Here is a 23135-nt window from a genome sequence, read left to right as displayed (position 1 = left end):
TTAGAATGAAAATAGTAGCAGTTACAGCATGTCCAACAGGGATCGCTCATACGTATATGGCACAAGAAGCGATCGAAAAAGAATGCCGAAAACGCGGACATGAAGTCCAAGTCGAAACTCAAGGTAGCATGGGAATTGAAAATCAGCTAGAACAAGAAGACATTGATCAAGCAGACGTCTTAATTTTAGCAGTTGCTATCGATGTAGAGGATAGCGAACGTTTTGAAGAAAAAATAGAGATGGGGAAAACCTTAAACGTAGAGCCTGGTGATATGATCAAATACCCTGCCAAATATATTGATGAAGCAGAAAAATTATAAAGAAGGAGACTCAAAAAAATGAAAAAAGAGAATAAAATTTTTAAAGACTTACAAAAAGCCTTTAATACAGGGGTTTCTTTTATGTTGCCATCAGTTGTTGTCGGGGGGATTTTTCTGGCAGTCGCTTTAGCTACCGGGAAAGCAACTGATACCGGAATGGAGATCACTAATCCTTTTATGCAAAACTTAAATGATTTAGGTGCTGCAGGTTTTGCGATGATGATTCCTTTACTTTCTGGGTATATTGCAAATTCATTAGCAGGGAAACCTGGTCTAGTTCCGGGAATGATTTTAGGGTTTGTAGCAAATAATCCAATCGGTGAAGGTCAAGTCAAGACCGGTTTTCTTGGAGCCATGATTATGGGTGTTGCTGCAGGTTATTTTGTTCGCTGGTGCAAAACTTGGAAAGTTCCGTCTACCATCAAAACGATCATGCCTATCTTGATCGTACCAGTAGTTACGACTTTTGTACTTGGAATGTTCTATATTTATGTAATTTCTGTACCAATTGGTTTAGCAATGGATTGGTTGGTTAAAGTTCTTGGTCAAATGCAGGGTGGTAGTGCTCTTATTTTAGGATTGATTCTAGGTGCAATGACAGCAGTTGATATGGGGGGACCAATTAACAAGACAGCGACTGCCTTTACATTAGCATTGATGGCTGAAGGTGTGTATGGACCAAATGGCGCCCACCGAATTGCCTGTGCAATCCCACCATTGGCTATGGCAATTTCGACATTTATTGACCGGAAAAAATATACTGCTGAAGATAAAGATTTAGGAATTTCAGCATTCTTTATGTCATTAATTGGTATTACAGAAGGCGCAATTCCGTTTGCGGCAAAAGATATCAAACGAGTTCTGCCAGCAATTATTATCGGAAGTGCTGTAGGTGGTGCAATGGGGATGGCAACAGGAGTAGAAGCATTAGTGCCTCACGGAGGATTTATTATCTTACCGGTTGTGAATGGTAAATTGTGGTACGCTCTTTCCATCATTGTCGGAGCAGCTATTTCAGCGGGTATCCTTCATTTTACAAAACCAAGCTTAGTTGATGAAAAAAGAAAGAAAAAAGAAGAGAACACAGAACAAGTAGAAGTAGCAAAATAGAAATAACAAAATAAAAATAACTAGCGAGAGCGTGGGACAAAAGCAAAAAACACTTTTGTCCCACGCTCTAAACACGTCTAAACGGCGGGAAAAGCAACCCCGAGAAATAAGTCGAAATACCCAAAATTTGAAAAGTAATTTCCTTGTATTCCTCCTTATTTCTCGAAGGTTAACACTTCTGTCCCCGTCTCTTTTTTTGAGAAATGGGTCTAAACATTTAAACACTGACTTTTTAATACAGCTCAATAGCTCCTTTTCATAAAAATGCAGAAGACCTCACAAAGGCAGACAAGCGCCACTATATAGTGTGAATGAACTCTCCGCTGATTTTTCGTTCCCTTATTTAAAGATTCGATGCTCAAGCGTTCTTTTTGTCACTCATAATTTAAAGATCTTTCAGTATCCATAATAATCATAAATAATGCGTGCTGGGAATTCAACAACACCTCTTTTGGATAAACTGCAACAAGTCGGAGGATTCATGCATTCACTTGTTGCAGAAAAATGTAATATTCAGAAAGAATAATAGATTCTATACTTTACTTGTAAAAGGTAGACAAACAAATTAACAGTAGAAATGGAGATGTAACTGAAATGGAAAAGTTACCGATCAAAACAGTCGTAGAAGGGTTATTAGATTTGCAAGCAACTGGTGAGAGCGCTACATTGCTTGGGATTGGACCAATGTCAAAAAATTGTGTCCAAGCCACCCTTGAGTTATCTAAAGAAGACGATTATCCTGTCATGTTTATTGCTAGTCGTAATCAAGTAGATGCTGATGAGCTAGGGGGCGGATATGTAAATGGCTGGAATCAATTTACTTTTGCGAAAGCTGTTGAGGAAGTAGCCGAAGACATCGGATATGACAATCTTTATTACTTATGTCGAGATCATGGCGGACCTTGGCAACGTGACAAAGAGCGTAATGATCATCTACCAACTGAAAAAGCGATGGAACTAGGTAAGAAATCTTATGTAGCAGATATAGAAGCTGGTTTTGATCTGCTAATGATTGATCCTACAAAAGATCCCTTTGAAGTCGGTAAAGTAATCCCATTAGACACGGTACTCGAACGTACAGTTGATTTGATTGACTTCTGTGAAAAGGAACGTAAAGCCCGTAAGTTACCAGAAATTGGTTATGAAGTAGGGACAGAGGAAACAAATGGTGGGTTAACATCCACTGAAACCTATGAAACATTTATTTTAAAATTGAAAGAAGAGTTAGAAAAACGGGACTTACCAATGCCAACTTTTATTGTTGGACAAACGGGAACATTGACGCGTAAGACAGAACAAGTAGGTACTTTCCATTTCAAAAATGCTTATGATTTAGCTCAAATGGCTAAAAAATACGGGGTAGGTTTGAAAGAACATAATGGAGATTATTTAGATGATGTCACTTTATTAGAACACATTCCTTCATCCATCACTGCGACTAATGTGGCGCCACAGTACGGCACCGAAGAAACACGTGCTTATTTAAATCTTGCTGCTGTCGAAGCAAAGTTAGTGGAATATGGGTTGGTTAAAGATGCTTCTAATACGCGTGATGTATTGCTTGAACATGCCATTAAGAGTGAGCGTTGGAGAAAATGGATGGTTGGCGAACAAAAAGAATTGACGGTTAGTCAAATCATGGATCAAAATGATGCACAACTCCAAGCAGAAATTTTAGATATTGCTGGTCACTATACTTTTAACGATGACGAAGTAAAAGCTGAAATCGAAAAAATGTATGCAAACCTTAAAATGCACAATATTGATGGTCAGCGTTATGTAGTCGATCATATCAAACGCCCAATTCGGGATTATGCAGAATGTTACAATTTGAAGGGTGTTACAACACGTATCAAAAATAATGCCAAATAGGTAGGCAACTAGGAGAGCAAGATGAAATTTTTTCTAGATACTGCAAATGTAGATGAGATTAAAAAAATTAATTCATTACGTTTAGTTGATGGTGTTACCACGAACCCGACAATTATTTCTAAAGAAGGTCGAGACTTTGAAGAGGTAATTAAAGAGATATGTTCGATTGTCACTGGTCCTGTCAGCGCTGAAGTAATCGGTTTAACAGCTGAAGAAATGATCACTGAAGCAAGAGAACTTGCAAAGTGGGCGGATAATGTCGTTGTGAAGATTCCTATGACAGAAGAAGGCTTAAAAGCAGTCAATGTCTTGTCAAAAGAAGGTATTAAGACAAATGTGACACTGATTTTTACTTTTTCTCAAGGACTATTAGCGATGAAGTCTGGTGCAACCTTCATCAGTCCATTTATTGGCAGACTTGAAGATATTGGCACAGATGCATACGAGCTGATTGCAAAGCTAAGACAAGCAATCGATTTTTATGGCTTCGATACTGAGATTATTTCGGCCAGTATTAGAAATTTGCATCATGTGGAATCGGTAGCTCATTTAGGATCCCACATTGCAACTATCCCGAGTAGTCTTTTTCTTAGTCTTTGGTCACATCCTCTTACGGATAAAGGCATTGCCACCTTCTTAAAAGATTGGGAAGCATTTAAAAAATAATGAATGAACAAGAATGGCTAATCATATGATTAGCTATTCTTGTCTAAGGAAGAGGAAAAATGTTTAATAATCATGATGTAGAAGCAATCAACACGATAAGAACTTTAAGCATTGATGCTATTGAAGCAGCAAATTCAGGACATCCAGGATTACCTATGGGTGCCGCCCCAATGGCCTATGTTTTATGGAGCAGATTTTTGAAAATCAATCCAGCAACAGCAAAAAAATGGACAAATCGAGATCGATTCGTGCTTTCTGCTGGCCATGGATCAGCAATGCTATATAGCTTATTGCATTTAGCAGGATACAATGTTTCTATGGATGACTTGAAACAGTTTCGTCAGTGGGACTCCAAAACTCCTGGACACCCTGAAGTGAACCATACAGATGGGGTGGAAGCTACCACAGGACCTCTGGGGCAAGGAATTGCGATGGCTGTCGGAATGGCAATGGCTGAAAAACATTTAGCCGCTACCTACAATAAAGAAGGTTTCCCCATTGTCGATCATTATACGTATGCTTTGTGTGGCGATGGCGATTTGATGGAAGGCGTATCACAAGAAGCATGTTCTATGGCTGGTCACATGAAATTAGGGAAATTAATTGTATTGTACGATTCAAATGATATCTCACTAGATGGTCCAACAGATCACTCATTTACAGAAAATGTAGGAAAAAGATTTCAAGCCTATGGTTGGCAGCATATTTTGGTTGAAGACGGGAATGACCTTGAGATGATTTATCATGCCATTGAAAAAGGCAAATCTGAAGTAGAGCGACCAACATTAATTGAAGTTAAAACGATAATCGGGTATGGTTCAGCGAATCAAGGGACATCAAAAGTTCATGGATCTCCTCTTGGAGAAGAAGATGCTAAAAATGTTAAAAAATTCTATGGCGTCGATGAAAGAAACAGTTTTGTTGTATCAAAAGAAACGAGAGCACAATTTGATCACCATATCTTATCCAGGGGGAAAAAGGCAGAAAAAGAGTGGGATACTCTCTTTTCAGAGTACAGAAAAAGTTATCCTGATTTAGCGAAACACTATCAGTTTGCTCATGAAAGTAGATTACCTGAAAGCTGGGACGATACGCTTCCTAAATATGAGTTAGGAACAAGTGCGGCGAGTCGGGTTACAAGTAAGGAAACGATTCAGGAATTAGCAAAAGGGATCCCGTATTTTTGGGGAGGCTCAGCAGATCTATCAGCATCCAACAATACTATGATTGCCAGTGCTGATGAGTTTACACCTGAAAATCCTAGTGGAAGAAATATTTGGTTTGGTGTGAGGGAATTCGCTATGGCAGCAGCAATGAATGGGATTCAATTACATGGCGGGACAAGAGTATATGGTGGCACATTTTTCGTGTTTGTTGATTATTTGAGAGCAGCGATAAGACTGAGTGCATTACAAAATGTTCCAGTAATCTATGTGTTAACCCATGATTCTATAGCAGTTGGAGCAGATGGACCAACCCATGAACCTGTTGAACAATTAGCTAGCCTCAGATGTATGCCTAACGTTCATGTTATTAGACCAGCTGATGGCAATGAAACTGTAGCTGCTTGGAAAGTTACTATGAGGTCACAGGAAACACCAACGGTATTAGTTTTAAGTAGACAAAATTTACCGGTTCTTGAAGGAACATTAAAAATGGCCGAAGAAGGGGTAGCCAGAGGCGGTTATGTTCTTTCAAAGCATGCTTCTAAAGGAGCGCCAGATGGTGTATTGATTGCTACAGGATCTGAAGTAAGCCTAGCAATTAAAGCTCAAAAAGAATTACTGAAACAAGGAAGAGATGTTTCAGTTGTTTCCCTTCCAAGTTTTGATTTATTTGAAAAGCAATCTAAAGAGTATCGGGAATCAGTATTACCAAGCTCTTTGACAAAACGAGTTTCAATAGAAATGGGTTCGAGCTTTGGTTGGGAACGCTATGTTGGTCTACATGGGAAATCAATTTCAGTTGATCGGTTTGGTGCGAGTGCACCGGGAGACACAGTAATAACCAATTACGGGTTTACTGTTGAGAATATCATTGATACCTACAATTCACTATAATTTGTTAACTAACCGGGAAAACACAATCTATGAGTGTTTTCTTCCGGTTTTTTAGTTAAGGAGGAATTTAAAATGGCGACAGTCATTTTTGATGTTGATGACACACTGTATGATCAGTTAGTTCCATTTAAACAAGCGTATGAGAAAAATTTTTCGTTTAGGAATATTCTAATTGAAGAGCTCTTTTCTTTGAGTCGGAGGTACAGTGATCAAGTTTTTGATAAGACAACCAAAGGCTTGCTATCCCTTAGCGACATGCAAATTTATCGCATTCGCAATGCCTTCAAACATTTTGGGGTAGCGATTACGGATGAGCAGGGAAGAAATTTTCAAATCGATTATCAAATGAATCAAGAAAGAATTCGATTATTACCTGAAATGAAAGATGCACTTAATAGCTGTTCAAAGAATGGTATTCAGTTAGGGATTATTACTAATGGACCTGCCGATCATCAAATGAAAAAGATAAAAGCGTTAGGTCTAAACAAATGGATACCAGACACAAACATCTTTGTATCTGGAAAGCTCGGCTTTTCAAAACCGGATTTGAAAATATTTCAATATGCTGAAAAGGCCATGAGGCTAAATAGAGAGACTACTTATTATGTAGGAGACTCCTTTGTGAATGACATTATTGGTGCCAAAAAAGCTGGTTGGAAAGCTGTATGGGTCAATCGTAGAAATTCTACTAAAACTGATTGTGATATAATCCCAGATTATATCGTTAATAATCATGAAACTATGAACCGTTTTATTGATTCTCTTATATGCATAGAAAAACAATCTTTCTGAAAACACTGGGAAAAACACTAAAAAAAGAAAAAGCTGGAAAAGCAGACTGCATGACAAATGTAGTCTGTTTTTTTTGCGTATAGTTCATTAACAGAAATTTTTGCCATCTTACTTCTCGCAATAAATGATTCTTGTTTCACTACAATAAAAGAAGCCACTTTATTAAGCATTGGTAGAGAAGTTGATTTTTTGGTAAGACGTTAGTTAATAAATGTTAGTGAGGGAGTGTACTTAGAGTGGTGAATGATATTTCTTTAATCTATGCAAAACAAAATAAAAAAAGATTGATTACATCAGTTATTGATGGAAAACAGGTAGAAACTGATAAAACAGCTATTTTTATGGCTGGTAGTCCAGGATCAGGGAAAACGGAGACTGCACAAACGCTGACTATGTTAAATAGCAATCTATGTGTGATCGATGCGGATCAATTTAGAAAGGAATTTCCAGGATATCTAGGAAATAATTCGTACCGATTTCAAAGAGGGTCCGCACTGCTTGTTGATGCTGCTTTGGATTTAGTCTTAAAAAAAGGGTATAGTTTTATTCTTGATGGGACATTTGCCACTAAAAAAGCTGATCAAAATATTGCGCGATGCTTAAAAAAGAATTATGATGTGCTTATCTATTATATCTATCAAGATCCTTTTATTGCTTGGAATTATACGAAGCAACGTGAAAAAATAGAAGGACGCTTTGTTCCTAAAGAACATTTTATAACTGCTTTTTTTCAATCAAGATATAACTTGATTAAAATGAAGGAATTGTTTAAAGAAAATGTGACCGTTAATATTTTTATAAAAGATTTTCAAAATCGCCATTCTCATACGTTGATGTCAGTTGACAATGTATCGTTCGCTTTGCCATTAACATACACAAAGGAAGAATTGGAGGAGAAGCTCAATGACTGAGAAAGAAAAAGTAGAAACAATCATGATAAAATATCATCGAAACTTCTCGATCTTACAGAAAAAGGCAACGCCTAGCGAATTGAAAACAGTTTTAAACTTTGTTGCAGAAGAATCGAACCGTAAACAGCGAGTGCTTGTTGGCTTAGAGAAAGAAGATTAAGCGGTCAATGAAAAAATTTAGGTTTCTTAAGAATGACCATTGAACAAGTAAAACCCGAGATAAGAAGCAAGCGCTTCTTATCTTTTTTTGTATCATTATGGCGGGCATGCAGTAAAGATAAGATCAAAATAGAATAAATTCACAAAAATCACTTGACCTAAAGTCAACTCTAGGTGGTATCTTTTTAGATAGAAGAAATGAGCAGCAATTGTTGAAACTAAGAAAAATCACAATTTCCCTTCAGGATAACTTGCTATTCCTTGGTTTGACAGGAATTTAAAAAAGAGCGTCTAGCTCCGATTGCCGCTTTTTTTATTCTAGAGAACGATCTACTCATTTCGACTTCGTGTCTTTTTTCTTGTGAGCAAACGCACGAATCATTCGAATATTTTTACAGGAGGTACGTACATGTTATTAGAAAAAATCAAAAGCCCCAAAGCGTTAAAAGAATTGACCAGTGGGCAACTTCAAGAACTGGTAGTAGAAGCACGAACTGCTTTATTGGAAAAAATCAGTCACCATGGAGGGCACAATGGCCCTAATCTGGGGATGGTTGAGATGACGATCGCGTTGCATAAGGTCTTTGATTCCCCCACCGATAAGCTGATTTTTGATGTGTCTCATCAGACCTATATCCATAAAATGCTGACGGGACGCGCCCATGCTTTTCTTGATGCTACGCAGTATGATGCGGTTTCTGGTTACACGAATCCGAAAGAAAGCGAGCACGATCTCTTTACGGTCGGTCATACCTCCACCTCAGTTTCGTTGGCAAATGGTGTGGCGAAAGCCCGTGACCTAAAAAATGAAACGTATAACGTCGTTGCCGTGATTGGCGATGGTTCTCTATCAGGTGGCTTAGCGTTTGAAGGCTTGAACAATATTGTGGAATTAGGCACCAATACTATCGTGATCCTCAACGACAATGACCAATCGATTGCAGAAAACCATGGGGGGATGTACCAGAATTTGCGGGCATTACGGGAAACCAAGGGGCAAGCAGCAGACAATCTGTTCAAAGCGATTGGTTTTGAGTACCACTATTTAGATGAAGGAAATGACCTCGCTGCCTTGATCGCTTTATTTGAAAAAGTGAAAGACATTGATCATCCTGTTTTATTACACATTCATACGATCAAAGGCAAAGGCTTCAAGTTTGCGGAAGAAAATCGTGAAAAGTTTCATGCAGGTGGTCCCTTTCATCTAGAAACAGGCGAATATATTTCTGCTGGCGGCAATCAAGTAACCTACAACAGCTTAACGACGGATTATTTATTAGAAAAAATGGCGACAGATCCTAAAGTTGTGGCAGTAAATGCTGGTACACCGATGCTGCTTTTTTCTCCAGAACAACGAGAAAAAGCAGGTAAACAATTTGTAGATGTGGGTATTGCAGAAGAACATGCGGTATCGATGGTTGCTGGGTTAGCAAAAAATGGAGCGAAACCTGTCTGGGCCGTTTTTTCTACCTTTATGCAACGTAGTTTTGATCAAATTTCCCATGATTTGGCCTTAAATCATCTGCCTGGAACGATTCTGGTATACGGTGCATCGATCCACGGCATGAATGACGAGAGCCATTTGGGAATTTTTGATATCCCCTTTTTGGCACATATTCCCAACCTTATTTATCTTGCGCCAACCTCTAAAGAAGAATATCTGGCAATGTTGGATTGGTCGCTGGAACAAACCAACGCACCAGTTGCGATCCGGGTACCGGTTGGACCTGTCAACGAAACGGCAGTAGCAGTCTCTACTGACTATAGCGATCAAAAAAATGAAGTGACTCAAGCTGGCACGCAGGTAGCCATCGTCGGTGTTGGGAACTTTTATGCGCTAGCGGAAGAGATCGCAGAACAATTGAAAATGCAACATGGAATTACCCCAACGGTGATCAATCCTAAGTTTATTTCAGGGGTCGACAAAGAGTTGCTGGATGCTGTGGCACGAGCGCATAAACTCGTTGTCACGTTGGAAGACGGCATACGAGAGGGCGGCTATGGACAAATGATTGCCAGCTATCTTGGTGATCGTGAGATTGCCGTCAAAAACTATGGCTTAGAAAAGAAATTTTATGATAACTACCGAGCAGCGGACGTTTTATCCGAACTTGGTATCACTGCTGAGGCAATTACGAAAGATGTCATAGAACAGCTGCAGAAATAAGTTCTCTTAGGGTGTCTTGTGTGGCTGATAGGATTGTTAAAAAATGAATGATCGAAGAAAACCTTGCAGAAAAACAGACTGCAAGGTTTTTTCGCAGACTATCGGTGACGATCTGCAGCAAATGCAGAAGACCAATGCTTTTCAAGCATAAAGCCTCAGCGTAGGAAGCATTGGTCAAATGCTGGCGATCCAGCAAATAATAAAGAGGTAGGAAAAGATTGCTTTGGTGTCTTATCCGGTTGAGCTCAGAGAAAATAAAAAAGTATTTTGAAAAAAGAAAAGGGGTAACTATGAAATTTTTTTCAATGAAGTTGTTGGCACTGTTGTCGGTGGCAATGGTCGTCTATTCGGCACCGGCGATTTCTGCCAATGTTCCCGCAATTGCGGCAAGCTTTCCAGAAGTAGATGCGGTCTACGTCGGGTTACTGACCACGATTCCGTCATTGTTTCTTTTGCTGGGGATTTTTACTACCAGCATGATCGAAAAAAGGATCGGTAAAAAATACACGATGGTCACCGGCTTGGTCATTGTGGCGATTTTTGGCACGCTGCCGGCATGGTATCAGGGGAGCTTTCCCGTCTTGTTTCTTTCGCGCGCGATTCTTGGCTTTGGGATCGGCTTATTCAATCGTTTGGCGATTCAAATGATTAGTTTGTTGTTTCAAAATGAGCCGCAAAAGAAAGCCAAGGCTCTTGGGTTAGAAAGTGCCGTCGGTGGTTTAGGCGGTATCTTTATGACTTTGCTGGTAGGGCAGCTAGTGAAGATCAGTTGGGAGATCTCTTTCTTCGTTTATGGCTTTGCCTTGATCAGTCTCTTTTTTGTTCAGGTGTTTATTCCCAACGAAACAAAAGCGAACACTGATGCGGCTCTGATAGCGAACGTGACGGTTTCAAAAGAACGGAAACAAAAGTCATTTGTTTTGGGGGTGCTCTTGTTTCTAATCGTTATCTTGTTTATCAACTACAATCTGCAGATCACCCCGTTGTTGTTGGAAAAAGGAATCGGTGATGCGACCGATGGCAGTAACATGATCGCCGCCATTGCGACGGGGGCATTTATCGCAGGCAATGCCTTTGGCTTGATATATAGCCGCCTACATCGCTGGTTGCTACCCATTGCGGCATTGCTTGCAGGAAGCAGCATCTATTTGACGTATCCCTTGCAGACGGTGGGGCTGCTCTTGGGTTGTTCTCTACTACTAGGCTTTGCCTTTCGCAACATCATGCCTTTTTTCACCCACTTGCTGACGACTGGTGGTGAAGCGGAAGCTAAGTTTGGCACGATCGTCTCGATCGTTGCTTACAATTTAAGGGTCACGTTAGCACCTTATGCATCGCGCTTGCTGATACTAGTCAGCGGCAATGAAACAGCAGGGATGCAGATGATTCTATCAGGGGGCTTGTTGTGCTTGATTGGTGTTCTAGCTTTTTTGGGAAATAAATACTTTCTGTATTTTGAACGAGGATAGGCGAAAGCTAGCTTGATCCTCGTTTTTCCATCTTCATTTCATCCTTCTCATCGCTTATAATAAAAAGAAACAATGATGAGTTGAGCGTACTAGACAAACTGCCGGCGTCAATCAGAGGGGAGAACCAAATGTATCTTTTTCAAAAAATTGAAGAAGCAGCGTTTAAACAAAATGATGCGAGACGAACGATTGGTGACTTTTTATTAAGCAATCGAGAAAAAGTTAGTGAGTATAGTATGGAAGAAATCGCAAAACTGACCCATACTTCCAAGCCGACGCTGGTCCGTTTTGCAAAATATTTTGGCTTTTCTGGTTGGAAAGAATTTGTATATGCCTTCATGCACGAATTGGCTCATTTTGATGATGGGTCAGCAGCAATCGATGTGAACATTCCTTTTGATGAAGCTGCAGACACATTAGAAATCATTGAAAACTTGGCGAACTTGCGTATGCAAACGATTAAAGAAACAGCGGCACTTATGACCGTAAAAGACCTGAATCAAGCTGCGAGGCTCATCAATGGCGCTCAAACCATCGTCATCTATGGGCGTAGTCCAAATTCTTATTTCGGACAGCTGTTTAAACGCAACTTAAACACGATCCATAAAAAAGCCTTTCTTGCAGATGCGGATGAATCTGGCTTGATTTCTAATACGCTGACCCCAAAGGATTGTGCCATTCTGATCTCTTATTCTGGTAATAATTCAGAAACGTATCCTATGAAAAATGTGAAAACATTGTTGAAAAATGGTGTGCCGATTATCAGTATTACGAGTGGTGGAGAGAACTATTTGCGGGACTATTCGACGATCGTCTTGACGATTGCTAGCCGAGAAAAACTGTATTCCAAAATCGGAAATTTTTCCACAGAAGAATCGATTCAGTTCCTTTTGACAGTTTTGTTTGCTAAGATATTTTCCCTCGATTATCAGGAAAATATCCAAATGAAAATCACCAATGCTCGTTTTTTAGAGACGAGCCGAAAAACGACGTTTAAAGAGATGGCAGAAGAATAAAAGGACCGCACCGAATATGGTGTGGTCCTTTTTCCCTATTGTACATTGTTAGGAGTGGTTGATTTCAATTCGATTGGCTCACCGGCAGCGACAAGACGAATCCGCTCTGGATTGACGATCCGATCGTACAAAGCTTCAGGATCCCCATTAAAGGCATCGATATGCGGAGCATCCACTGTTCCCCAATGGGAGAGGATCAATTCAGCATGCGGATAGGTGTTTGCCAGCTTGACGGCATTCTCAAAGCCGATGTGCCACGCGTTGTCGTTAAAGTCAAACAAGATCGCATCTGGCTGAGGCATCTCTAATTGCTCTGGTAAAAGACGAGAATCTCCAGGAATCCACAAGGAGCCATCAGGTGTATCGATCCAAAAGCCACAATAGTCCTCAATTTGGAAGACACGATCAAATTTTGTCGTTTCATTTTGCCAAAGGTGATACGCCTTTGTTAAAGAAATCGTCAAATTCTTCACGGTGAATGAATCATAGATATCGTGGCCTTGGGCAGTAACATGAAAGTGCTCTTTTATAAGTTCGGCGACATACTTGGGTCCATGAAAGCTGTCGGTAACAGAAACGAATTTGTCAATTGTCGGAATGCTGTAATGATCGTTATCCGAATGGGTGATCAATACCGCATCTAAGTGAGGAACTGCCGACGGTTTGATTGGCAGATCGATCAGTAACGGCAGGTCAAATCCTTCTAAGACCGGATCGACCATGATACAAGTACCCCGGCTGTTTAAAAGAATGCCGGAATTTCCTAACCATCGAATGATTGTTTGATCCGTTTTTTGAAAAGCTTTTTCGTTAAAGACAATCGTTTTTGGAGGGATTGCTTGTTTTGCGTTTGTCATTTTTTTCGTTCCCTTCGCCTGTTTTTTTTTAATCCAACGCAGCATCGCCGTTCGTAACAGGCTATGCTGAATCGTTGTTCCATTATGAGGTGCTTCAACGGTTTGGGGGAAAGAAGCTGCAGTTCCAGTAATTTTAAGAGAGTATTGTGCCGCCTTTTTTTACATGATTATTCTATGGCGTGCGCTCATCGATTGTTTTTGATTGCCACAATTCAAAAGTGTCGCATTCATAGAGTAAATTATACCATTGTTTCTCCTGGCTTCGTCAAGGCAATGCGGGGGCTTTTCGTGGAATAAATTTCGAAAAAAGAGCGGTATTTAATGAAAAGATGAAATCCATTTCGTCTTTAAGAAAAAAGATTGGAACCGCTCTCTAAAAATGGTACATTGCTGGCAGAAAGAACAGTATGTTATACCGGTAAGCACATACAACATAGATTTTCTTTGAAATTTATCTAGGGGTGGAATGTATGAGTGAAAATTATCAATCATTAGCAAAAAAAATCGTCCAGTATCTGGGGGGACAAGAAAATATCACGGATGCCTATCATTGTCAAACACGATTACGCTTTAAAGTCAAAGATGAAAAGCGTATAGATGAAGGAGAATTAGAGGCACTCGATGGGGTTGCCAAATACATCAATAACGCAGGGGTACATCAAGTCGTGATTGGAACACATGTCAAAGATGTCTATGAAGAAGTCACAAAATTGGTTTCGCTTCAATCATCAGGGACGTCAGTGCCTGGGGAGAAAAAAGGACCGGCAGCTGCAGTGATCGATTTTGTGGCAGGAACGTTTCAACCAATTATTCCGGCATTGTCCGGTGCTGGAATGGTTAAGGCAGTTTTGGCTTTGTTGATCGTCTTTGATGTGATCACCGCTGATTCGCAAACCTATTACATGCTGAATCTTTTTGCAGATGGTGTTTTCTTCTTCTTACCAATGATCCTGGCCTTCACTGTGGCACAAAAATTGCGATGCAATCCGATTTTAGCGGCTTCAGTGGCTGCTATGATGATGCATCCTAATTGGGGTGCCTTGGTCACAGCAGGCGAACCCGTTCACTTTTTTGGGGTTATTCCTTTTACATTAGCAAACTATACGGGATCAGTTATTCCGATCCTGATCGTGATTTTTTTCCAATCGTATGTCGAAAAGTTTTTGAACAAAGTGATTCCAAAATCAGTAGAACTGGTTTTTGTTCCAATGCTAACATTCTTGATAATGGGTACATTAGCCTTCTCGCTATTTGGACCGATCGGTAGTATCTTGGGTGGCTATTTGGCAACTTTCTTTACCTTCTTAAGTGTCCATGCTAGCTGGGTTCCAGCGGTTTTGATTGGGGGCTTTTTACCAATCATGGTGATGTTTGGTTTGCACAATGGGATTGCTCCTTTAGGGGTGATGCAAATGGCAGAACTTGGGTATGACAGTATTTTTGGTCCAGGGGCATTGGTCTCAAACATTGCTCAAGCAACCGCAGTAGCAGTTGTCGCATTGCGTACGAAAGAGAAAAAGACTAAGCAGTTGGCGGTATCAGGGGCGATCACTGCCTACATGGGGATTACTGAACCCGCTTTATATGGAATCAATTTGCCAAAAAAATATCCGTTAGTTGCAGCAATGATCGGTGGGGCTTCTGGTGGTTTGTATGCTGGCTTGACCAATACGCATCGCTTTGCGACCGGTTCGTCTGGTCTCCCAGCAGTCTTACTATATATCGGTGATGATACGATGCGCTATTTTTGGAATATCATTATCGCATTGGTGATTGCAGCTGTGGTGAGTGCGGTCGTTACCTATGTCTTAAGTTTCAAATATGAAACAAAAGTGACAATTGATGTTCCAGATATGAAAGCAGTAGTCTTAGAAGATACCCTATTGATCAATCCTGTACCAGGAACCGTGATGCCACTGAATCAAGTCAAAGATGACGCATTTGCTTCTGAAGCACTCGGAAAAGGATTTGCGGTCGATGAACCCATCGGTGAAGTCATTGCGCCTTTTGATGGAAAAGTCGCTGCTGTTTTTCCTACCAAACACGCGATTGGCTTGGTTTCAGACACGGGAATTGAATTGTTGATCCATGTCGGTTTAGACACAGTGGAACTAAATGGTCAGTATTTTGATGCGTTAGTAGAAGCAGAGCAAAAAGTTAAAAAAGGGCAGCGACTGCTGATGTTCGATGTACAGCAGATAAAAGCTGCAGGATATGTCACACAAGTACCGATCATCGTTACCAATACACCACAATATACCGCAGTCGAACTTGTGAAGGAAGGATTGGTAGCTAAAGAAGAGGAAGTACTTGTAGTCAAAGTTTAGGAGGAAATAACATGGGATTATCAGATGATTTTTTATGGGGTGGTGCAACGGCTGCCAATCAAGCAGAAGGAGGCGTATTAGCAGGAGGACGTGGCTTATCAAATGTCGATCTCTTACCAACTGGTCCTGATCGCGCAAAGGTCGCTGCTGGTGAACTGGAAATGTTGGAATGGCAGGAAGATTCTTTTTATCCAGCCCAAACGGCCATTGATATGTACCACCATTATATGGAAGATATTGCCCTTTTTGCCGAAATGGGTTTTAACGTGTATCGGATGTCACTTTCTTGGTCACGGATTTTTCCAAATGGCAATGACGAAGCGCCCAACGAAGAAGGACTGCTTTTTTATGAGAAAATCTTCAAAGAATTGAGAAAACATCAAATCGAGCCATTAGTCACGATTGCCCACTTCGATGTTCCGCTGCATTTGATCAAGGAATTTGGTGGCTGGAAAAATCGCCGACTCATTGATTTCTATGTGACTTATGCGGAAACCGTCTTCCAACGCTATCGCGGGTTGGTCAAATATTGGCTGACAATCAATGAAACCAATATTTTGCTGCATCAGCCCTTTGTAGGTGGCGGGATCGTCTTTAAAGAAGGGGACAATCGTCAAGAAATCAAATACCAAGCAGCGCATCACCAGTTAGTCGCCAGTGCCTTAGCAACCCAAAAGGCTCATGAAATCGATCCGACCAATCAAGTTGGTTGTATGCTGGCTGGCGGCAGTCATTATCCTTATACTTGCCGACCTGAAGATTACCAAGAAGTAATCAATCGTGATCGCGAAGGGTATTTCTTTATCGATGTGCAAGCCCGAGGCAAATACCCCAATTATGCCTTGAAAAAATTTGAGCGAGAAGGCTTAACAATCAAAATAACACCTGAGGACGAGGCGATTTTAGCGGCTTCCCCTGTTGATTTTGTCAGTTTTTCTTATTACTGTTCGCGAACGGTCAGTGCCCACCCAGAAGACTATGCGCAAGCGACAGGGAATCTCTTTCCATCAATTAAAAATGAACATCTATCATCGACTGAGTGGGGGTGGCAAATTGATCCGTTAGGACTGAGAAATTCATTGAATCAATTGTATGATCGCTATCAAAAACCGTTGTTTATCGTAGAAAATGGGTTAGGGGCGATCGATACCCCTGATGAGAATGGGTTTGTCGCAGACGATTATCGGATCGACTATTTAAAAAAACATATTCAAGCCTTCAAAGATGCAGTGATGATCGATGGCGTGGAACTACTTGGTTATACTACTTGGGGGTGTATTGATCTTGTAGCAGCCAGCACGGGTCAAATGAGTAAACGCTACGGCTTTATCTACGTGGATCGAGACGATCAAGGCAATGGCACCTTGAAACGAACCAAGAAAAAATCCTTTGAGTGGTATAAAAAAGTGATCGCTTCAAATGGGGATCGGCTATAAGATCGATTGGCATTCATACTTTCAATAACGGAAATTAGAAGAACATATAACTTTGCAGTGGTACCTCTTAGAATGGGTACTACTGTGAAGTTTTTTTATAGACGTTAAGGCGAACGTCCAAAAATGAAATTGGATCTGCATTATCTGCCCATGAAGAATTTGGTAAAGTAAAGACAATGTAGAAAGCGTTATCATTAGTGTGGTATGATACAACTATTGATAACTATTATGGAGAAAAGTCTATGAAACATTCCTTTCAAGAAGAATTAAATCATGAGATAAAAAAACGCTTTTCACTATTAGCGATCCTAGTGTCAGCGTTCTTGTTTTTATTGTTGATTTTGTTTGTATTTGCTATCCAATATAGATGATTGACTAAGAGAAAATGGGAGTAATTGCCCACTTTTCTTCAAAGACGCTGACATTGAATACAAATTTTTATCTAGCATAGAAAAGTTGTTTAGGATGAGCTTTCATCTAAACAGCTTTTTTATTTTTATAATAATAGAAAATGTGAGGTAAGGTGGGGTTAACACGGATCGATCGGCTCTTCTTTGCGTGAAGGAAAGAGAGTTGATCGTTTTGGAAATAAACATGGACGCCAGTAGGGATCACTAGCGTCCATGTTTATTAGAATTGCCATTCTTGAATTTTTTTCAAGAGTACCGCTTTGTCGGAAGCTTCCGCAAAGGAATGCTGAGCGGCAGTTTCGTTTAAGAAGCGCATCTCTGATTCGGACATGTCGCAATGATGAGCCATTTGCAGGTATTCATTGGTCAATGTCGTGTTTGAGACCGTTCGGTTATCGGTGTTCAAACAAAAAGGGACCTTAGCTTTTAGCCATTCTCTTAATGGGTATGCCGAGTATGCGGGGATCGCACGCGTATGAACATTGCTGGTAGGGCAGCCTTCGATACAGCGATTTTGTTCTCGAACAAACGCTTGAGCAGTAGGATCTCCTTTTAAGGCGATGCCGTGGCCAATCCGCTGCGCACCGCTTTCGATGGCTTGATAAATGTTTTGCACACAGCCACATTCGCCTGCATGTAAGGTCAGCTGGACACTTTGGTTCTTGAGGAACACTTGATAGCTGGCAGCTAAATCAGGGACGTACCCGTCTTCTTCTGGACCTGCCAGATCAATACCGACGACTTTTTCATCGGTAAGAGCGATCGCTTCATCAAAAATCGCCGTAATAGCTGGTAGGTCTTCTTGACGCATCCCAATGATCAAAACATTGCCTTTGATTGGGTAGCGTTCTTCTGCTCGTGCGATGCCTTCGATCACGGCTTGGATGGTCTGGCTGCAAGTGAGTCCTTTGTCCATCGATAAGCTGGGAGCAAAGCGGATCTCAATATAAGCGACCCCATCTTGAGCGGCTTGTTCCATCACATCATAGGCGGCAGCTGCTAACGCTTCTTGTGTTTGCAAATACGGCCGAACGAAATCAAAGCAGCGAAGATAATCCCTCAGGTCATGACAATCTTTGGGGGCTTGCATCTGTGCTTTCACAGCTTCTATGTCTTGCTCGATCGGTAGTTCTTGCTGATTGGCGATGGCGATCAATGTTTCTGGAAGAATGGAACCGTCGAGGTGGCAGTGAAGTTCTACTTTGGGAAATGCTTGGATTTGTTGTTGAGTAAGCACAGTGTTCCTCCTGTCTAGGTCGAATTTTTTTAAGTATGAATATAGCATACTTCCAAAGCCCATGCTACCCAAAAAAGGAAATTCTCATAGAAAGCAAAACAGCAGCCGCGAATTACTTGTGCGGCTGCTGGTTTTATTGTGGGAGAGTGACTCAAATCAATTCCGATAGATCGGTAAAAGGCAATGACAGATCGTGAGCGGCTTCTTTTGAAGTAAATGCGCCCTCATAGGCGATGACCCCTTTGGCAAGTGCCTGATTTTCTCGCAACGCTGCTAAAGGATCGTTCGCTAGCTGCTGGGCATACGGTAAGGTGGCAATGCTCAATGCGATGGTTGCCGTTTGCGGCACAGCACCTGGCATATTCGCGACTGCATAGTGAATAACTTCTTCCCGGATATAGGTTGGCTCGTCGTGGGTAGTGACTTTGTCTTCGGTCTCAAAAATTCCGCCTTGGTCAATGGCAATATCGACGATCACGGATTTTTCAGGCATCTGTTTCACCATGTCGCGGGTCACTAAGCACGGGGCTTTTTGTCCTGGCAATAAGACGGCTCCTACCACCAAGTCTGCGGATTGGATCGTTCGTTCGATATTCAAGCGATTGGAATACAAGGTTTGAACTTGACCAGAAAACTGTCGATCCAGCTCTTGTAAGCGTGGGATCGAAACGTCTAAAATCGTCACTTGTGCGCCTAAACCTACAGCGACTCTCGCGGCATTCTCACCGGCAACGCCACCACCAATGATCGTTACCCGACCTTGACGGACACCGGGAACACCTGAAAGCAGGATCCCTTTTCCGCCATATATTTTTTCGAGAAATTGTGCGCCGATTTGAACAGACATTCTTCCAGCGATCTCACTCATGGGGGACAGCAGAGGCAGGGTGCCGTTCGCCAGCTGGACGTTTTCATAAGCAACAGCGATCACTTTGCTGTCGATCAACGCTTGAGCAAGCTGTTGATTGGTGGCTACGTGGAAATAGGTGAATAAAACCAGTCCCTCATGCAAAAAGGGGTATTCTTCTGGTAAAGGTTCTTTGACTTTCATAACCAATTCAGAGGCCCAAACCTCTTCAGAGGTAGTAATCGTAGCGCCGACTTCCTGATACGCTTGATCAGAAAAGGTTGATCCTGCACCAGCGCCTTGTTCAACGAAGACTTCGTGTCCGTCTTGGACTAACTCATAGACTCCCGAGGGCGGCAATGCCACACGATTTTCATTGTTCTTGATTTCTTTTGGGATACCGATTTTCATAGACTTCACACCTTTCTTTCTTCCATTATAATAGAAAGCGGATTCCTAAGGGGAGAAAGAATGGTTTTTTTATTAAAAAAGTAAGATCCAGTTGCTGCCTACGCCACGACAAAGAAAAAAGCCCCGAAAGGGGACTTTTTTCGATCAATCAGCTGAAGGTCCAAAAGCGTAAGCTTTGATTAGCGATTTCATCTAGTGTGTAATAGATAGCGTAATGGGATTTTTCTGGATCATCATTGGGATCTAAGACAAACACTTGATCGTCCATCATTCCACCTAAGACCATAATATGGCCGCCATCTGTAAATTCCCCTGGAGTCACAGAAACGATGACGGGATGATTTTGTTGCAAGTAAGCTTCAACGCTGGCTAGATCTGTGCCAAGATCATAATAGTTGTAGCCGTTTGCATCGGCAAAATCAGAAAAAATCCGCCAGTCCGTTCCTTGGCCGTCAACGTAATAATGATCTCCTGCCCAATCGAGGACTTCCAATGGCGAAATGGGATAGCCTTCAAGATAGGATTGAACCATCGCAAGAGAAGCAATCGCACAGCCGTTTTCTGCTAAGGTTTGGCTGCCGTCATTGCCATAGGATCTATCTGCCCAATCTTCGTTCGTCTGCAAGAAAATCGGTGTTGTGATGTCCATTTCCCATAAATAAGCATTGATGTCATCACTAAAGATAGCCTGAGAATAAACATATTCGTCGTCATAACTCTCATCATAGGCAACGACGGTGTGCACGTGTTCGGACAACTCTCCGTACAACACGTGATGAGAGATTCGATTGAACCCTATCCAAATCAACACCAATCCTGCCAAAACAACCATTGGCCGACGCTTTCGATAAACATCTGTCTGTTTTTGCATTTTTCCCTCCTTGTTTTACGAATCGTAAGTATTCATCCTGTTCTTTTAAGTAAAACAAAGGAGGGGGCGCTTGTCATCGGCCTACAGACCGATTCCACGATCAACTTTCAAATGCCTCTAGTTCTAAGCTAGTGCTTTCCCATGCTTCTAATAGGGCTTCTTGTTCAGTGCGGGCTTGTTCTAATGCTTGATTCAACGAGGTCAATTTGACATGATCATTCAACGCATCTGGTGCGGTCATGTCTTGTTCCAGTTGTTGGATCGTTTCTTCTATTGCGGCAAGTTCTTCTTCGATTTGGGCGACTTTACGCTGTAAGGTTCTAACGGCTTTTTGCTGTTCTTTGCTTTGGACAAAGTTTTGCTTGCCCGCTGAGAGGGTGGTTTCGGTTGTTTTTGCTTCCAACATTGCTGCGATCTCAGCTTCTTCTTGTTTCTTTTCTAAATAATAATCGTAATCGCCTAGATAGAGCTTGCTGCCTTTTTCAGACAGTTCCACGACCTTGGTGGCGATTCGATTGATAAAGTAGCGGTCATGAGATACGAAGAACAACGTGCCTTCATAATCAATCAGCGCATTTTCTAAGACTTCTTTGCTGTCGATATCTAAATGGTTGGTTGGCTCATCCAAAATCAAGAAATTGTCATGGTCCATGGCTAATTTTGCCAAAGCGACACGGGCTTTTTCGCCACCGCTTAACAGCGTGATCGGCTTTTCAACATCTTCTCCAGAAAATAAGAAGCTGCCTAATATATTGCGAATCTCGACTTCAGGTGTGGTGCTGTGGTCATCCCAAAGCTCATGGAGGATCGTTTTGGTTGAATGCAGATCGGATTGAGTTTGGTCATAGTACCCGATTGAGACATTGGCGCCAAAATGGACCTTTCCTTGAATAAAGGGGATTTTATGAATCAGCGATTTCAGTAAGGTTGATTTGCCGATCCCATTCGGTCCTACTAAAGCGATCGCATCTTTGCGCCGAACATCTAAGTCGATGGGCGCCGATAAGACTTCTTCTTCAGAATAACCGATAGCGGCATTTTCTACTTGCATCACAACATTTCCTGAAGGCTTTTCAATGGAAAAAAGGAAGTGGGCGGATTTTTCATCTCCTTGCGGGCGATCCAGCCGATCCATTTTCTCTAATTGCTTACGGCGGCTTTGCGCGCGTTTGGTGGTAGAGGCACGGACAAGGTTGCGGGCAACAAAGTCTTCCAGTTTATTGATTTCTTCTTGCTGCTTTTCAAAGGCTTTCCATTCACTTTGCAACTGCTCCGCTTTCAGGGTCAAATAGCGGCTGTAATTGCCTTTGTAGTGGCGCATTTTTTGGCGACTCAGTTCGTAGACTTCGTTGACGACTTTGTCTAGGAAGTAACGGTCATGGGAAACGATCAGCAATGCACCGGCATATCCTTGTAGATAGTTTTCCAACCAAGATAACGTTTCGATGTCTAAATGGTTGGTCGGTTCATCGAGGATCAAGATATCAGGTTTTTGCAGCAGCATTTTTGCTAATGCCAAGCGGGTTTTTTGACCACCAGAAAGGGTATTGATGGCTTGCGTGTAAAAAGAAGGATCAAACTGAAAACCGTGCAAGACGGAGCGAATCTCATTTTCATAGCCATAGCCATTTTTTTCTGCAAATTCATGCTGCAATTGGTCGTATTCTTTCAGGAGATTGCCAGAGTCAGCAGCAGGATCTGCTTCGGAGATGGCGATCTCTAAGGTACGCATGCGCTGCTCCATCTGCCGAACCGTTGCAAAAGCTCCTAGCATTTCTTCCCAAACGGTGGCCTGACTAGCAAGTCCGGTATCTTGAGCTAAGTAGCCCATCGTAGCGGTCTTGTTTTTAGCGATCGTTCCTTTATCAGGACTTTCGAGTCCAGCAATAATTTTCAGTAGCGTTGATTTACCAGCACCGTTGCGCCCAACAAGCGCGATTCGGGAATTGCTGGCAATCTCTAATTGGATATTTTCAAATAAAACCTCGGCTCCGAAAAGACGGGCGATTTGGTTGGCTTGTAATAAAATCATGTGTATGTCATTCCTATCTTTAAGAAACTTGTCTGTATCAAGGTTACAATACTACAAGTCTATCATATTTTAAGGGAAACGGCGATTGGGAAAAAGTTTGATTTTACCATTATAAAATTTATATTTCAAATTATGAGCATTCAAATTGATTTTTGAACAATATAT

At 41.5% G+C, this 23135-nt stretch carries 18 protein-coding genes; 13 read left to right on the top strand and 5 right to left on the bottom strand.

From position 1 onward, the window contains the following. Positions 1-5: 5 nt before the first annotated feature. The 11 genes from ACI3E5_RS05450 to ACI3E5_RS05400 all read left to right on the top strand — a co-directional run bounded on the left by ACI3E5_RS05450 (position 6) and on the right by ACI3E5_RS05400 (position 12542). Positions 6-320, top strand: a complete 315-nt coding sequence (locus ACI3E5_RS05450; RefSeq protein ID WP_142968583.1) for a PTS fructose transporter subunit IIB — start codon at positions 6-8, stop codon at positions 318-320. Positions 321-338: 18 nt separating this feature from the next. Continuing rightward, entirely contained in the window at positions 339-1430 is a 1092-nt protein-coding gene (locus ACI3E5_RS05445) for a PTS fructose transporter subunit IIC (protein WP_142968582.1), read from the top strand. A 594-nt stretch (positions 1431-2024) separates the two neighbouring features. Continuing rightward, positions 2025-3302 carry a class II D-tagatose-bisphosphate aldolase non-catalytic subunit gene (locus ACI3E5_RS05440; RefSeq protein ID WP_142968581.1) on the top strand — a complete coding sequence of 426 codons (1278 nt, stop codon included), beginning with the start codon at positions 2025-2027 and terminating at the stop codon, positions 3300-3302. A gap of 21 nt (positions 3303-3323) precedes the next feature. Further along, positions 3324-3968, top strand: a complete 645-nt coding sequence (gene fsa / locus ACI3E5_RS05435; RefSeq protein WP_395997466.1) for a fructose-6-phosphate aldolase — start codon at positions 3324-3326, stop codon at positions 3966-3968. A 59-nt stretch (positions 3969-4027) separates the two neighbouring features. Then, on the top strand, positions 4028-6028 hold the full coding sequence (gene tkt, locus ACI3E5_RS05430) for a transketolase (RefSeq protein WP_325815986.1): 2001 nt from the start codon (positions 4028-4030) through the stop codon (positions 6026-6028). 72 nt (positions 6029-6100) lie between these two features. After that, positions 6101-6820 carry an HAD family hydrolase gene (locus ACI3E5_RS05425; protein ID WP_002334615.1) on the top strand — a complete coding sequence of 240 codons (720 nt, stop codon included), beginning with the start codon at positions 6101-6103 and terminating at the stop codon, positions 6818-6820. A 236-nt stretch (positions 6821-7056) separates the two neighbouring features. Beyond that, complete coding sequence (locus ACI3E5_RS05420; protein ID WP_325815985.1) at positions 7057-7731, top strand: zeta toxin family protein; 675 nt, start codon at positions 7057-7059, stop codon at positions 7729-7731. Beyond that, the gene (locus ACI3E5_RS05415; RefSeq protein ID WP_325815984.1) at positions 7724-7891 is read left to right on the top strand and encodes a hypothetical protein; all 168 of its coding nucleotides are present in this window, start codon (positions 7724-7726) and stop codon (positions 7889-7891) included. The genes ACI3E5_RS05420 and ACI3E5_RS05415 overlap by 8 nt, the downstream gene beginning before the upstream one ends. Positions 7892-8299: 408 nt before the next feature. Beyond that, complete coding sequence (locus ACI3E5_RS05410) at positions 8300-10057, top strand: 1-deoxy-D-xylulose-5-phosphate synthase (protein WP_325815983.1); 1758 nt, start codon at positions 8300-8302, stop codon at positions 10055-10057. A 290-nt stretch (positions 10058-10347) separates the two neighbouring features. Next, positions 10348-11526, top strand: a complete 1179-nt coding sequence (locus ACI3E5_RS05405; RefSeq protein ID WP_498820992.1) for an MFS transporter — start codon at positions 10348-10350, stop codon at positions 11524-11526. 128 nt (positions 11527-11654) lie between these two features. After that, positions 11655-12542: a MurR/RpiR family transcriptional regulator gene (locus ACI3E5_RS05400; protein WP_034858971.1), complete on the top strand. Its 888-nt coding sequence runs from the start codon at positions 11655-11657 to the stop codon at positions 12540-12542. Between the two features lie 35 nt (positions 12543-12577). On the opposite strand, the gene ACI3E5_RS05395 is transcribed toward ACI3E5_RS05400, so the two are convergent. Next, positions 12578-13399, bottom strand: coding sequence for an MBL fold metallo-hydrolase (locus ACI3E5_RS05395; RefSeq protein ID WP_325815982.1), 822 nt, complete (start codon positions 13397-13399; stop codon positions 12578-12580). A 470-nt stretch (positions 13400-13869) separates the two neighbouring features. Between ACI3E5_RS05395 and ACI3E5_RS05390 the strand changes: the two genes are divergently transcribed. Continuing rightward, the gene (locus ACI3E5_RS05390) at positions 13870-15726 is read left to right on the top strand and encodes a beta-glucoside-specific PTS transporter subunit IIABC (RefSeq protein WP_498820989.1); all 1857 of its coding nucleotides are present in this window, start codon (positions 13870-13872) and stop codon (positions 15724-15726) included. Positions 15727-15737: 11 nt separating this feature from the next. Next, complete coding sequence (locus tag ACI3E5_RS05385; protein ID WP_498820987.1) at positions 15738-17162, top strand: 6-phospho-beta-glucosidase; 1425 nt, start codon at positions 15738-15740, stop codon at positions 17160-17162. 630 nt (positions 17163-17792) lie between these two features. Here the strand turns inward: ACI3E5_RS05385 and add are convergent. From add to ACI3E5_RS05365, 4 genes are all read right to left on the bottom strand, one after another. Continuing rightward, positions 17793-18809: an adenosine deaminase gene (gene add, locus ACI3E5_RS05380; RefSeq protein ID WP_325815979.1), complete on the bottom strand. Its 1017-nt coding sequence runs from the start codon at positions 18807-18809 to the stop codon at positions 17793-17795. 151 nt (positions 18810-18960) lie between these two features. Then, on the bottom strand, positions 18961-20067 hold the full coding sequence (ald, locus tag ACI3E5_RS05375; protein WP_498820985.1) for an alanine dehydrogenase: 1107 nt from the start codon (positions 20065-20067) through the stop codon (positions 18961-18963). A 148-nt stretch (positions 20068-20215) separates the two neighbouring features. Beyond that, the gene (locus ACI3E5_RS05370) at positions 20216-20938 is read right to left on the bottom strand and encodes a C39 family peptidase (RefSeq protein WP_016608824.1); all 723 of its coding nucleotides are present in this window, start codon (positions 20936-20938) and stop codon (positions 20216-20218) included. Between the two features lie 100 nt (positions 20939-21038). Beyond that, complete coding sequence (locus ACI3E5_RS05365) at positions 21039-22970, bottom strand: ABC-F family ATP-binding cassette domain-containing protein (protein WP_395997460.1); 1932 nt, start codon at positions 22968-22970, stop codon at positions 21039-21041. Positions 22971-23135 lie beyond the last annotated feature (165 nt).

Origin of the sequence: Candidatus Enterococcus avicola, from assembly GCF_047470845.1 — a bacterium.
Taxonomy (GTDB): domain Bacteria; phylum Bacillota; class Bacilli; order Lactobacillales; family Enterococcaceae; genus Enterococcus_D; species Enterococcus_D casseliflavus.
This window is presented reverse-complemented; position numbering and strand designations above follow the sequence as displayed.